The organism is Natronococcus sp. JC468 (genome assembly GCF_012163165.1).
Classification (GTDB): Archaea; Halobacteriota; Halobacteria; order Halobacteriales; family Natrialbaceae; genus Natronococcus; species Natronococcus jeotgali.
This window is the reverse complement of sequence record NZ_JAAVUO010000018.1, coordinates 1-13,839: the sequence shown is the minus strand read 5'-3', so window position 1 is coordinate 13,839 and position 13,839 is coordinate 1. Positions and strand designations below refer to the sequence as shown.

Annotated in this window: 11 protein-coding genes; 6 read left to right on the top strand and 5 right to left on the bottom strand. The window is 55.7% G+C overall.

The window, feature by feature from the left end:
• Window positions 1-94: 94 nt before the first annotated feature.
• Window positions 95-1,357, bottom strand: a complete 1,263-nt coding sequence (locus GWG54_RS11945; protein ID WP_167937990.1) for an O-antigen ligase family protein — start codon at window positions 1,355-1,357, stop codon at window positions 95-97.
• Between the two features lie 185 nt (window positions 1,358-1,542).
• Here GWG54_RS11945 and GWG54_RS11940 point away from each other — a divergent pair, with 185 nt between their 5' ends.
• Together GWG54_RS11940 and GWG54_RS11935 are read left to right on the top strand one after the other, a co-directional pair.
• Window positions 1,543-2,724: a glycosyltransferase gene (locus GWG54_RS11940; RefSeq protein ID WP_167937989.1), complete on the top strand. Its 1,182-nt coding sequence runs from the start codon at window positions 1,543-1,545 to the stop codon at window positions 2,722-2,724.
• Window positions 2,721-3,569, top strand: coding sequence for a hypothetical protein (locus GWG54_RS11935; protein ID WP_167937988.1), 849 nt, complete (start codon window positions 2,721-2,723; stop codon window positions 3,567-3,569). The genes GWG54_RS11940 and GWG54_RS11935 overlap by 4 nt, the downstream gene beginning before the upstream one ends.
• A gap of 105 nt (window positions 3,570-3,674) precedes the next feature.
• Here the strand turns inward: GWG54_RS11935 and GWG54_RS11930 are convergent, their stop codons facing one another.
• Both GWG54_RS11930 and glmS read right to left on the bottom strand, forming a co-directional pair.
• Window positions 3,675-4,859, bottom strand: coding sequence for a phenylacetate--CoA ligase family protein (locus GWG54_RS11930; protein WP_245242794.1), 1,185 nt, complete (start codon window positions 4,857-4,859; stop codon window positions 3,675-3,677).
• Between the two features lie 525 nt (window positions 4,860-5,384).
• On the bottom strand, window positions 5,385-7,172 hold the full coding sequence (gene glmS / locus GWG54_RS11925) for a glutamine--fructose-6-phosphate transaminase (isomerizing) (protein ID WP_167937986.1): 1,788 nt from the start codon (window positions 7,170-7,172) through the stop codon (window positions 5,385-5,387).
• 551 nt (window positions 7,173-7,723) lie between these two features.
• On the opposite strand from glmS, the gene GWG54_RS20850 reads away from it, so the two are divergent.
• The 4 genes from GWG54_RS20850 (at window position 7,724) to GWG54_RS11905 (ending at window position 11,543) form a co-directional block, all read left to right on the top strand.
• On the top strand, window positions 7,724-7,924 hold the full coding sequence (locus GWG54_RS20850; RefSeq protein WP_083898861.1) for a hypothetical protein: 201 nt from the start codon (window positions 7,724-7,726) through the stop codon (window positions 7,922-7,924).
• Window positions 7,925-8,222: 298 nt separating this feature from the next.
• Complete coding sequence (locus tag GWG54_RS11915; protein ID WP_167937985.1) at window positions 8,223-9,044, top strand: undecaprenyl-diphosphate phosphatase; 822 nt, start codon at window positions 8,223-8,225, stop codon at window positions 9,042-9,044.
• Between the two features lie 525 nt (window positions 9,045-9,569).
• The gene (locus GWG54_RS11910) at window positions 9,570-10,685 is read left to right on the top strand and encodes a sugar transferase (protein WP_245242793.1); all 1,116 of its coding nucleotides are present in this window, start codon (window positions 9,570-9,572) and stop codon (window positions 10,683-10,685) included.
• A gap of 12 nt (window positions 10,686-10,697) precedes the next feature.
• Window positions 10,698-11,543 (top strand): glycosyltransferase, encoded by an 846-nt coding sequence (locus tag GWG54_RS11905; protein WP_167937983.1) that lies wholly within the window; start codon window positions 10,698-10,700, stop codon window positions 11,541-11,543.
• 15 nt (window positions 11,544-11,558) lie between these two features.
• On the opposite strand, the gene GWG54_RS11900 is transcribed toward GWG54_RS11905, so the two are convergent.
• Window positions 11,559-11,774 carry a hypothetical protein gene (locus GWG54_RS11900; RefSeq protein ID WP_167937982.1) on the bottom strand — a complete coding sequence of 72 codons (216 nt, stop codon included), beginning with the start codon at window positions 11,772-11,774 and terminating at the stop codon, window positions 11,559-11,561.
• A gap of 306 nt (window positions 11,775-12,080) precedes the next feature.
• Window positions 12,081-13,502, bottom strand: coding sequence for a flippase (locus tag GWG54_RS11895; protein ID WP_167937981.1), 1,422 nt, complete (start codon window positions 13,500-13,502; stop codon window positions 12,081-12,083).
• Window positions 13,503-13,839: the final 337 nt, after the last annotated feature.

Genomic DNA, 13,839 nt, shown 5'->3' with positions numbered 1-13,839 from the left:
CTTCTCTGGCCCAAACCTGGAGACCCTCGAGCGTGGAAGTCTCAGAATAACTAGCAGCAGAACGACGCCAAGAGTGAGCGAGGCAAGAGATAGCTCACAACACAGTCCTTGTCCGTTGAACTCGTCGCGACGGGAGAAGCAGATAGCCAACCGAGATCGATAGAACGACCGAAAGCACAGTGTATCCGAAGACGTTCTGTGTTTCCATGAGCTGGATAATAGCAAATCCGAACACGAGAACGAGGGGAGCGAGACTAGGGAGACGTCGTCGTAGCGCGTAGACGATCGAACCGAAGTAGAGCGTCACGTATGCAAGGCCCCCGAGAAGCCCCGTTGTGAGGGTCAGATACAGGTACGCATTGTGCGTTCCGTCGCCCTGGAACTGCGGCTCGGCTGTATAGGGCTCGATCAGTCCACCACTGCCGCCAAAGCCGTACCCAAGAATCGGTTCCTGTGCGATCGCGCGTACGGTCGCTTCCCACAGAACAAGCCGGCCGCTGAGTGTGGTTCCGGTGATCGGCGCGATTACGAAATACATCACGGCGACCCCGAATAGGACGCCTGCACCAGCCAATCCGAGTATCTTGGCGAACCACTCCTGACCCGCGTAAACGTAGACACCGATCAGGACAAGCGAAACGAAAAACACAATCAAACTTGTCATCGAGTTACTCAGGAACAGCCCCAGTACGTTCAGCCCGAGGAACAGGCGATCAGTAACGGTGTCTCGCTCAAGGATGAAGAGGACGCTGATGATTGCACCGGCGAAGGTGAGCCGACCTAGGACGTTGGGATTGTCGACGACGGAACTCATGCGCGGGAGTTCGATGAACCCAAACGAGAGTGGCGTCTGCCACAGATACGGAGCGAATGCTGCCGAGTCAATTACCAGTGCAAGAAAGAACACTGGAAGTCCAAGAATAACGAGCGAGCCGCTCACCCACATGACGAACTCGAGGAACCGCTCCAGGGAGAGCAGTCGCGGAATGAGAAAGAGGTTTATGGCAACGATGACGGGAGTTGCGAGAGCCGACCCGACGTTTGTTATCGATTCGAAGTTTCCAAGGACGATCTGGAGGAGGTAGAGTGTGCTAATGACCACCCACGAGAGAAGTGCAAATCGGGGGATCGTATCGATCCATCGACGAACGTTTGCCCGAGGATTCCCCTCTATCAACACACCGTACAGCAGAGCCGTTCCAAGGCCGGCGTAGGCCAGAAACACAACCGCAGAGCCGACCGCACTGGGGAGCCAGACGGTAACCGGTAAAATACTCGCAACGAGAATACCGAGCACTGCCAGAGCGAGCGCATCGTAGTCACGTCCCCACTCCGGAGTGAGTGTCTCAGTTGCCATTCTTCGTTACAAAAAGTTTCCATTCAGTAGCTCTGTCATTCAGCATAGCGGACCATGCAGTCTCTCAGCACTAAGGTATACCGCTATCTACGAAGATAACTCCACCTAGTCAAATATCATACAATTTCAATCCTTCGCCGATATTTTTGGGAAGGTTTTTAACTTTATTAGCTAACTGAAAGAGTATGGATTTGCCGGGGGAAAACAGACCTGATATCTCGATGTATGTCCCCTCACTGCGAGGAGGAGGCGCTGAACGGGTTATCGTTCGGCTTGCGAACCAGTTCGCAGAGCAAGGGTATTCCGTAGAGCTTGTTCTTGGGCGGGAAGAAGGAGCATATCTTGATCACGTCTCCGAGGCAGTCACCGTCGTCGATCTCGACACACGTCGCTATCTCGCAGCGGTCCCGAAACTCGTCGACTATCTCCGTACACGGCGTCCGACGGTCCTCCTGTCGACGATTGATACCGCAAACGTTGCAGCGATCGTCGCCACAAAACTGTCACGAGTGGAGACTCGCGTGGTTATCCGCATTTCGAACATGATGAGCGTCAAAGAGGAGATGTTGGATCAACCGAAACATCGACTCGTCCATCTGACTGCGAAACGCACATACAAACACGCCGATCACGTGATCGGGGTTTCTGCGGAGGTAACCGACGATGTGGTTACGAACTTCGGCGTTCCACAGCGTCGTGCCAGTACGGTCTACAATCCAGTTGTCAACGAGGATCTCCGTTCGCAGAGCAGCGAACGTGTCGACCATCCCTGGTTTCACTCTGATCGCGAGCGGCCAATCGTTCTCGGGGTCGGAGAGTTGGCTGACCAGAAGGATTTCGCGACGCTCATCGAAGCGCTTGCAGCCACCGATTACGACCCCGAGCCCCGACTCGTCATCCTGGGAGAGGGACAGAACCGGGAACCCCTCGAGCGACTCGCGAGGGAGCACGATATCGCCCATCGTGTTGATTTGCCAGGATTTGTGGACAATCCCTATAGCTATATGGCAGACAGTGACGTGTTTGCGCTGTCATCGAAGTGGGAAGGGTGTCCGAACGTCCTGATTGAAGCGATGGCGTGTGGCACTCCACTCGTCGCAACGGACTGTCGGAGTGGTCCACGGGAGATCCTGGCAGCCGGAGAGTATGGGGAACTCGTCCCCGTTGGTGACGTCGAGAAACTGTCCCAGGCGATCTCGAGTACACTCGCCGCAGACCACGACACGGACACCCTCGCGCAACGCGCAGAACGCTTCAGCGTCTCCGCGATTGCGGACGAGTATCTCCACGTGCTCGAACACGGAGTTGTACACGAGAGCCACGCTCGCCACTCTGAAACGACCTCAACAACGGACACTCACTCGTGACTGAGGGAGTCCTGTACATTGCCTCCGGCAAGCCGTTCGTCAAGGAGGCGGCGGTCTCTGCTGCGCGGCTCAGGGAGTTCATGCCACACACGCCCGTTGCAATTGTTACGGACGTTGCCGGCGTCAAGACGGCGGGCACACCGTTCGATCAGGTGATTCAGGCTGATGACTCTGACCGAGATTTCGGAGACCAGATCCGATATCTCGAGAAAACACCGTTTGATCGCACGCTGTGTCTTGATACCGATATCTATCTCGATGCCGCCGTGGAAGACGTGTTCGAGGTTCTGAACGCGTTTGATATCGCTGCCGCACACAATCAGGACGGAAGTGCGTATGAGGTGTCTGGAGTGCCAGACGCGTTCCCGGAGTACAACACCGGGGTTGTCGCCTATCGAATGAGCCCCTCGTTCCGAGCGTTTCTCGAGGAGTGGCGCGACTACTACACTGAGCTGGCGTCGGGCGAGAACAGTCAGAACCAGCCCGCGTTTCGGAAGGCGCTGTACGAATCCGAGCTTCGAGTCGCGACACTACCATCAGAGTACAACACGATGGTGCGGTACCCTGGCCACGCTAAAGGGCCTGTCAAGATGTTTCATGGGCGGCTCTTAGATATCAACTCTCCGGGCGCCGGGAAGTATATCGACGTCCCGAAAGCCGCCGCGACCATCAACTCGACCGAGCAACACCGCACGTGGACACTTCTGGGTGGGCTCCAGCTCCATACTGATAAACGAGATTCCCCGCTACACAAGTATCGGCTCCGAGCCCAGGAGCACGGAATCAGAGAGGCAACCCGGCGTGCTATTTCGAAGATTTGGTCCCGAACTGCGGATGATCAGTAAGTTCGTTGCTGTGGGAGTGCAATGTCGGCCACTCCGACTCGGTATCCTAACGCTTCCATTCCGTCAGTAGTAGCAGAACAGACGAGTTCTTCCCGACAAAATCGGTTACGAAGAGACGTCCGAGATCGTATATCGATACTTCCCGGAGTCCGAGCGCTGGATTGCACTGGGAAACTCGAAGTCAACAGCGACCTCCTCGCCCATAATACGTTCTGTCTGGGAGATGATCTCCTCGAGAGCCGATTGCGGCGGGTCATCCCGGGACACCACGAGGCGAAACACGATCGTATCAGTACTGGTCTGGTGAATCTGGAACCGATCGATCCACTCGTAATGATACAGTGTCTTACGAAGCGCGCCCGGATACACAAGCGTCCCGTCGGGCGTGACGAAGTGATCAGTCACGCGACCACGGACGTTGGCGATCATCGGCCAGCTACACCGACAGTCACAATCCTCCGTATGGAAGGCGGCGACGTCGCCAATCCGATACCGGATAAGCGGCATCGAGTAGTTTGAGAGCAGGGTAATCACGAGCTCCCCCGTTTCACCCGGTTCGACAGGCTCGAGGGTGTCAGGATCGAGAATCTCGATATAATGAATCAGCGGGCAGTAGTGAAGTCCCGTCCCGTAACGGCACTCGCTCGCGACGGTCCCGAACTCTCGCGAGCCGTAGCGGTTGTGCACTGGACAGTCAAATACCCGCTCGATTTGCGCTCGCATTTCTGGCCGAAGCGTTCCAGCCGTCGTCATTACCGAGGAGGGAGAGTAGACAGCAAGGTCGTTCTCTTCGATAAACGCAGCAACGTTCGTAATCGCCTCCACGTAGGCGTGTATCGTCGCCGGCTGTTCGCTGTTTATTGTCTGGACCGCATCGCGAAAATCGTCCTCGGACATCGAATACGCGTTGATCCAGGTGATATTCCGAAGCCATTCTCGGGCCTTTGATTTGACCGATTTCTCGCCAAACAGATCGTCCTGCGATCCCCAGACCTTGACTTTCGGATCCGAAAGGGTTCGACCGCCCCACTCGTCAAACACCAATTTCAGCCCCTCTCTCATCGAGAGATAGTGGCCATCTTGGACGAACTCAGTCGGCTGGCCGGTCGACCCACTGGTTGCGTTCGTCTTCCATTCTCGAGTGGACAGATCATCGCTCTTGAGTCGTTCAAACTCGTTTTGCAAATCGGCCTTCTCTAAGAGCGGGAGCTCCTCGAACTCGGTCGCTTTCGGCTGTTCGTCGAACGTCTCTCTATAGTATGGGACGTTCTCATAGGCATGATCGAGCAACGATTGCAGTCGACGGGTGGTCCGTCGCTCGAGTTCAACAGAAGAAAGCGATTCCCAGTCACTGATAGTCTCGTATCTTTTCGGAACTGAATGTCTATAGTTAAGAATTGGTTTCCAGAGATGTTTTCTTAACGCCATATCGGGTCGTACGCTGGATTTCTCTTAGATGTACTGGTCTGCTGTGAGATATCTCTCTGTTCTATTGTTTTATAAGGGTGAGTGCTATCAAGTGATATTCCTGGGAAAGTATTAATTGATGGTATATGGGAACTAAATATAGATGTCCGAGTCGATACCACCACAATGTCCCGAGTGTGGATCTACAGATCTAAAACTAACTCGTGTCTCTCCAACGGACCACGAAAAGGGTGAGGAGTGGGTCACACACGCTAAATGCGAACAGTGCGACGACTATCTCGAATGGTTCGAATGAATTCTACACAGTTGTCCACAGTGGACGTCTGATTTTAGCTCGCTCACTCATAACAGCAAAGTCATCGTTCGCGTAGTCCGTGAAAGCTTTCGTCACTCGACCGTGACGCTTTTCGCGAGATTGCGTGGCTTATCGATCGACCGGCCGAGTCGGTTTGCGAGCCAGTAGGAGGCCAACTGCAGCTGGATGTTTGCTAAGATCGGTGTCAGATAGGGGTGTGTTGACGGCACCTCGAGAACGTGGTCGACGTATCGTTCGACCGTCTGCGGCGCGTCGGTCACCGCAATAACGGGCGCACCACGAGCCTGTACCTCCTTGACGTTGCCAAGCGTCTTTTCGAGACGCGATCCCTCAGTCAACAGTGCAAAGACCGGCGTCCGTTCGGTGACGAGCGCGAGCGGCCCGTGCTTGAGTTCGCCGGCGGCGAATCCCTCGGCGTGTTTGTACGTGATCTCCTTCATCTTCAGGGCCCCCTCGAGGGCGACCGGGGCGGTATACTCCCGACCGATGAAGAAGTAGGCGTCCGAGTCGACGTACGCATCGGCGAGCGCCTGTGCCTGGGAGTTCTCGAGAACGGTCTGAATCTGCGCGGGCAGCTCAGCCAACCCCTGCAAAAACGCCGGCTCGGCAGTCTCCGCTAACACGCCAGCTACCAACGCCAGCGCGACTTGCTGGCTCGCGAACGTCTTCGTCGCCGCGACACCGATCTCAGGACCGGCCCGGATGTAACAGACATGGTCGCACTCGCGAGCGGCCGAACTGCCGACCGTATTCGTCAGTGCCAGTGTGACTGCACCAGCCCCGTTGGCTTCCCGCAGTGCCCGCATCGTATCAGCAGTTTCACCACTCTGGGTGACGCCGATTACGAGCGTCTCCTCGTCGACGGGGACGGTCTCAGCGCGGTACTCACTGGCAAGGAAGGTCTGGGCGGCGATGCCGTGTTCGCGCAACAGGCGGGCCCCGTAACGCGCAGCGTGATACGACGTGCCACAGGCAACGAGCTGGACTGTGGCCGGCAACTCGAGGTCAGCGAGCTCCTCGAGCAGAATGTGGTTTGTCTCGGGATCGACCCGCCCACGCAGACAGTCCTGGATCGCCCGGGACTGTTCGTGGATTTCCTTTTTCATGTAGTGCTCGTACGATCCCTTGCCAGCGTCCTCGGGATCCCAGGCGATCTCGTTAACGACAGGCTCGACAACAGCTCCCGTCTCGTCACTGACCGTTACGGTCTCCGGCGTGAGGGTCGCGAACTCGCCGTCCTCGAGGTAGATCACCTGATCGGTGTACTCGATGAAGGCGGGGACGTCGCTCGCGAGATACTGGCCTTCGTCACCGAGCCCGATAACGAGCGGTGACTCGTGGCGTGCGGCATAGACGGTATCGCTGTCGGCGAACACGGCGGCAATAGCGTAGCTCCCCTCCAAGCGGGCGATCGCTTCGCGGAACGCGGGTCCATGGTCGAGCCCGACCTCGAGACGCTCCTCGATCAGATGGGGAATAACCTCCGTATCGGTCTCGCTCTCGAAGACGTGGCCACGCGCAGTGAGCTCATCGCGCAGTTCCTGGTAGTTCTCGATGATCCCGTTGTGCACGACCGCAATCTGTCCCGTTTCATCGGTATGGGGGTGAGCATTAGCGTCCGATGGGGGCCCGTGTGTACTCCAGCGAGTGTGTCCGAGTCCGGTCGCCCCAGGAACGGGTCCCTCCGGAAGAGCCGACTCGAGTGCTGATACCTCGCCCTCGCGTTTGTAGACATCTACTGCCTCATCGACGAGGGCAACGCCTGCGGAATCGTAGCCGCGGTACTCTAACCCAGAGAGCCCAGTCAGTAACACATCGATCGCATCGTTAGTACCGGTATATCCAATAATTCCACACATTAGTGATCCCCACGGTTGCCGTTCGATTGGACCTGTACTGGAAGAGGGAAAGCACAGATAGTCTGCACACTCAACATACCAATACTAACGAGAGTAGTATTGTTTATTTATTTCGGTTATTGGTCAGTCAGGAATCATCATTGAGCATGTGTAATTCCGTCGAATACGGGTCATGTCTTGAGTTCACAAACAGCCTGGTTAATCCTACCAGTTCTTCTGCTCACAGACCCGAGACACTGTACAGCACCACGACTATCGTAAGCAGGATCCCAGTGATGCCCGCGATAAGCCGTAACTGTGATTCGTTCATGGAATATTACTTAATTTCCAGGAACAAAATTCTACTGCAGTATACAGATATATTATTGCCGGAAAGACTCTTTCTTGTCGGCCGCTCGTTTTTGAGGACCGACTCTCGATTTTGCAGAGGTATTCCGATAAACGTTCCGCATAAGCGTTCTCTTCATGATAAAAACAATGAATTTATAGCCCAGTACCAACAGTAGTGGGTGATGAACAAACTTATATTGACGACTACATAGAGATTGACAATGGCAACAACGAGTGGCCGTGGAGATGGGATAACCGAATACTGTGATCGATGTGAGAGCGACACAGTACATTCGGTGACGATTCAGATTCGAACGGAGAGTTCGAAACAAGAAAATATGGAATTTTCTCGAGAACCGTATCGGATCAGCACATGTAACAGATGCGGAACCCAACAGAGTCAACGAATGAACAATGCTTGAAAGATACTGTCTTCCGAGAAGTCCTCACTCCCGGGTTCCAAGGAACGGGCTCTCCCTACGGTCAACCGCTTAGCTACCTGCTGCACTAGTATTCGCTTGAAACATCAAGGCAAGACAGTCGTTTTTAAGCACTCGAGATAATCCGATGTTGGATACCTGCCTGCCCTCTGGAACCGTCTTTGACGGCCAAGCGAGCAAAGGGGTTCTCACCCAATGAACTACGATATATACTCTAATATAAAGATAGAATACAAACGGATATATGATCGTAGAAACTGGGTAGAACCAACAACCACGGATGAGAGAGTATTTAGTCGCAGTCATTGCGGGGATCGTTCAGGGAATCGTCGAGTGGCTCCCAGTCTCGAGTCAGGGGAATCTCTCAATCGTTCTCACGATGTTGCAAGTGGACCCCGAAGTTGCGGTCCAACTTGCACTCTTTTTCCAGGTTGGAACGACCCTCTCCGCAACAGTGTACTATCGGGACGATCTGCGGACGATCCTCCAGAGCTTACCGAACTGGCGTCCAGGCTCGGCGTACGATGGCGACAACGCGATCACATCCTATATCGTTGTAGCGTGTGTGATGACCGGCCTCATCGGGATCCCGCTGTATGTATTTGCAGTCGATCTCGCTGGCCAGCTGTCGGGAGGCCTCTTTGTCGCCGCGATCGGTGTGCTTCTGATCCTCACGGGGTGGATCCAACTCACCTCGAAATCGGTTTCGATGGGAGGACGTGACAAGCCGACACTGTGGGATTCGATCATCGTTGGCTCCGTACAGGGCGTTGCGATTCTCCCCGGGATCTCTCGATCGGGTATCACGACGAGTGCGCTCTTGTTCAGGAGCTATGAGCCGCCGACCGCGTTCCGTCTGTCGTTCTTGCTTTCGATTCCTGCGAGCCTCGGAGCAGCCGCACTGACGATGGCGGGCGCCGGTGGTCTCCCAGGAATCGGGTTGGGCCCTGCCCTCACGGCGTTCGTTATGAGTGGGCTTGTGGGTTACCTGATGATCGATACACTCATGCGAGTTGTCGATCGGATTCCCTTTGCAGCAGTCTGTTTTGGGCTCGGCGGACTGGCTATCGTTGGAGGGGGAGTCGTCTCGCTGATCGCCTGACCCTCCGTCTCGGTGCTCCGAGAATCGGTCGTGCCGAATCACTGTCCTCGAGACGCTTGTACTGAACCTCCAGTAGATCTTACTTCAATGCCAGACGTCAATCGATTCTTAACTGAACCCTGATTCATTGCCATCAGGATCGAGTTTTTATCATTTCAATTTCCCTCACAAGGTTTAATATGATCCACAGAAGAGAAAACACACTGAATGGTAACTGGGTGGCTTTATCGTGGAACAGCAGCGGGAGGGACGCTCCTGCTGGCACTTGGGGCAGGCCTACTCGGGAATTCCGTCAGTGGGACTTCTCAATCGCCGACCCTGCTTTCGGTCGCGCTTATCTGTGGGCTTGTGGGCGTTGTACTAGCTCCACTGTATACACCGCGGCCACGGTCAGTACCGACGGTACTCACGCGGACTGCAACTCGACTTGGAGTCGCATGTTTCACCCTTCTGGTCCTCAATGGAATCGGACTGACCGCCGCACCGGAACTCCTGACGACGGCTGTAACGGGCGTTCTCCTGGTTTTGACACTCCCGGTCTGGTATCTGGTATGCCGACGCGATAGCGGAGACCAACGCGTACTGGTACTCGGTGAAGATCCCACCCGTCTCAGAACGACGATTCGCTCGCTGCCGACGACGCCCGTTGGCTTCCTTTCGCCGGTCCTCACCACCCACTCGTCGGAAACAGAATCCACAGAGAAAGAAGCGGCCGATTCGAAAGCTGCGATTGCAACCGACGGCGGCGTTCAACCGGACACACAGATCAGAACGATTGCTGGCACTGACCGTATCAACGGGCTCTCCCGGTTCCCGTCTGTTCTTACGAAATACGATATTGATTCCGTCGCGCTCGCGTTCGACGAGAACAGTCGAACACAACACTTCGAAATCCTACAGATCTGCCATACTCACGGGGTGAACGTACTGGTTCACGATTCGTTTGCCGACTATGTACTCACCACAGACACCGTCGGCGAACACCTCACACAGGTTGATCTGAAGCCCTGGCCGTGGTACAGTCGAGTAACGAAGCGGCTGTTTGATCTGGTCTTTGCAGTGGGGGCGTTGATGGTTGCGACACCGCTGCTGGTGATTATTGCAGTTGCGATCAAACTCGACTCGCCCGGTCCGATTTTGTACGGACAGACCCGACGCGCACGGTTGGGCGGCACGTTCCCAGTGTGGAAGTTTCGGTCGATGCTTCCGGAAAGCGAGGATGCCAATCCGGGGTGCTCTCAGGACCGGATTACCAGCGTTGGACGAATCCTGCGAAAAACGCATCTGGATGAGATCCCGCAGCTGTTATCGATCCTCACCGGAGAGATGAGTGTTGTCGGTCCCCGTCCGGTGTGGACCGAGGAAGAGGAGCTGCTGCAGGACGAAATCGAGTCGTGGTCGAAACGATGGGCTGTCACACCCGGTCTGACGGGGCTGGCCCAGGTTCGAAACGTGGATAGTACGAACGGACAAGCAAAACTCGAGTCCGACCTCGAGTACATCCGCAGGCAATCGATCGGGTTTGACCTCTATCTCGTCGCCGTTCAGCTCTGGCAGGTGATGACGGATTGTTACGAGATGGTCGCCGAACAGGATTCCAAAAACGATTCGAGTCCGCAAGCGAACGAGCAAACCGACTAACGACGCCCATCTATGACCGAGACTACCAGCGGCGAACAATCCAGTAGCGACGTTTCGATGCTTCTCGCCGTGTACGCCGGTGACGAACCAGCGGATGTCGATACCGCGCTCGAGAGTGTGTTCTGGCAAACACACCAACCCACAGAGGTAGTTCTCGTCCAGGACGGGCCGGTTGGGGAGGAGCTAACCGCCGTCATCGAGGACTGGACCCAGGAGTATCCGGAGATCATCCGAACCGTCGAACTGGCTGAGAACCAAGGCCTCGGTCGTGCACTCCAGGCTGGCATCAAACACTGTTCGTGCGAGTTGGTCGCTCGAATGGATGCGGACGATATTTCTGTCCCGACGCGCCTCGAGAAACAGGTCGCATTTATGAATGCCCATCCGGATGTCGACGTGGTTGGCGGTCATATTGCCGAGTTCAGTGATGATCCGGAACAGATCGAGGCAGTCCGAACCGTCCCAACGGATCCTGAGACCGCAGCCGAGAGCGCACCGTACCGCTGCCCGCTCAACCATCCGACGGTGATGTACCGAAAGAGCACGATTCTGGCCGCTGGTGGGTACGGTGATCGCCGGTCGATGCAGGATCACGAACTCTGGATTCGGCTTCTCGATCACGGATACACACTCACGAACCTGGATGACGTGCTGGTCAAGGCGCGAGCCGGGGCTGACCTCTATGACAGACGCGGGGGGATCGACTACGCCAGAACGGAGTTTTTGCTGTACTACGAGTTCCTCCAGTCAGGGTACATCAGCCTCAGAACCTTTCTCATAAACGTTCTCTCTCGGATCCCGGTACGGCTTGCGCCACGACCGGTACGCGGTTTTATTTATAACCACCTTCTGCGGTGAGGAGTGATCTGGGCCTCACGGGCCATGATAGCCCGTTACTGGCGAGCCGTCCTCTGCGCCATACTGCTCGAGGTCGACATCAGTCACGACTTCCTGGGAGGTGACCTGCCACGTGCCGTCCTGGTCTTCCATCACGAGGCGGACCCACTCGTTCGTGTCCTTGGCTGTAAACACAAGCCGTTGCCGGGGTGCATCCGCCGGAGTCCACTCGAGGGCGATTGAGTTCGACATCTTGGTTATCCCCGATCGATCTGCCGTTCGGACGCTACGGACGGAGTTATTCCTTTCTTCCAATCCCCCGATTCGAAGCGCTCCCCGAACAGGACCCTTCCTCTCTGTACTGAGAGAACAATCGACCTGAGGGACAGTGTGTCTTGAATATCCATTTTACCTGAATACATAATAACTGAAGCGTAGATACTAAAATATTATGGATATACTCATGGATTAGAATGAGATTCTATAGAGCTAGATATTCTAGGCGATCCCTCCTAACACTCACTCGGGCCCTGTTCGCTTGACCGGGACGTATTGCCCTCAATCAGTGCGGAGCGTCCGGAACAGGGATTGTGCATCAGCGCGGAACCGCTCGTTCAGGGACAGGGTCGCAAAATAGACCGCGGCGCCGCCAGCGATAGCCAACAGCAGCGTCACCAGCCCGGAGATCTCGACGAACGTGAGGGCGAGCCAGAGGACGAGGAACATCACGACACTCCCGCCGACGGCCCAGACCGCAGATGCCCACTCGATAGTGACCGTGAGCTCCTGTGACAGGAACCACCATCGCACGCCGAGCCCGATAAGCAGTGAGAGAGTGGTCCCAAGCGCCGCTCCGGCGAGACCAAACGCCTGGATGAGCACGATATTCAACACGAGATTGGCAGTGATATCGACGAGCGCACCGATCGTGACACGGTCCGCCCGATCGATTCCGAGCAGACATTTCCCGACCACCGCACGGACCATCCGTGGTCCCTTTCCAGCCAGCAGAATCACAAGCGCACTGGCCGCGATCGTATATTCGGTGCCGAAGAAGATTCCGAGCATCTCCTCGCCGAGCAGCCACGCTCCGGCCGTTGCGGGGATCACTAACACCAGTCCGGGCGTAATCGCCTGTGGGATCATCGCCTCGAGCTGGCGGACGGAGTCGTTTGCGTCCCACGCGCTTATCTGCGGGAAGATGGTTTCACCGATCGCCCCGATTAGGACCTTGAAGATCTGTGAAATGCGCCAGGCGAACTCGTAGGCAGCAACAGCCGCCGGCGTCATGAACACACTGATCAGAAAGACGTCCATCCAGTTGTGGACCTCGCCGTCGATCGACGGGATCACACTGTAGATTCCGTACCCGGCGAGTGACCGGCCCAGCGAGAGACGTGGCTTGCCGAACGGCGTCTGTTGTCGGTGCGTCGCCCAGAGGAAGCGAACGACGTAGCCGGCGATGAGCGCAGAAACCAATCCCTGGAGCCCGTAGCCGGCCGTGGTAAGCACGACTCCGGTTCCGATCCACGTTACCGAGTACGACAGCTGTATGATGGCCGTCTCGCCGACTCTGAGTTCCCCACGGATGACCCCGACCATCAGCTGGCTCAACTCCCGAAAGACGAGAGCGACGATGAGATACGGCGTGAGGTCCGCACCGAGATACTCCGTGACGCGCTCACTAAAGAGGATGATACCGCCCGAAACGATGACAAGCAGCCCGAGTTTCATCAAGAGCCCGGTCGTGAGATACGCTGCTTTGTTGGCAGTTGACTCGCTGATTCGCTTTTCGATCGCCAGTCGAAGCCCCATGTTCGACGGAATAACGAGAAACGACAGCAACGCCTGAAACATAAAGAAGATCCCGAGTTCGGTCGCCCCAACAGTTCTCGCGAAGTACGCCAACCCAAGGAACGAGATCAGCGAGGACAACGACCGGGCCGAGAACATCTTTGCCCCAGATTTGAGAAGATCCATTATCAGAACTGGTAGTTAGTTGCCTAGATATATATTTCGGATTCTTGTGGTATTAGATGAATTGAGGCGCTAAGCCCCCTTCCTCAGCGAGCGCCGAAGGCGCGAGCAGGGAGGGAATACAGCGTCCCCAGAAATCTCCGATTTCTGGTGTGCGAACGAATCGCGGAGCGATTCGTCCACGCCGCACGGTTTTCATACATGATTCGGTGGCAGGTCCACAGACCCACGCAGTCGCAATTCTTTTGTGCATAAAGTATATATTATGTATATAGTGAAACGGACCACAATCACTCTCCGAGAGGACCAACACGAGTGGGTTCAGGAACACCACCTGAAT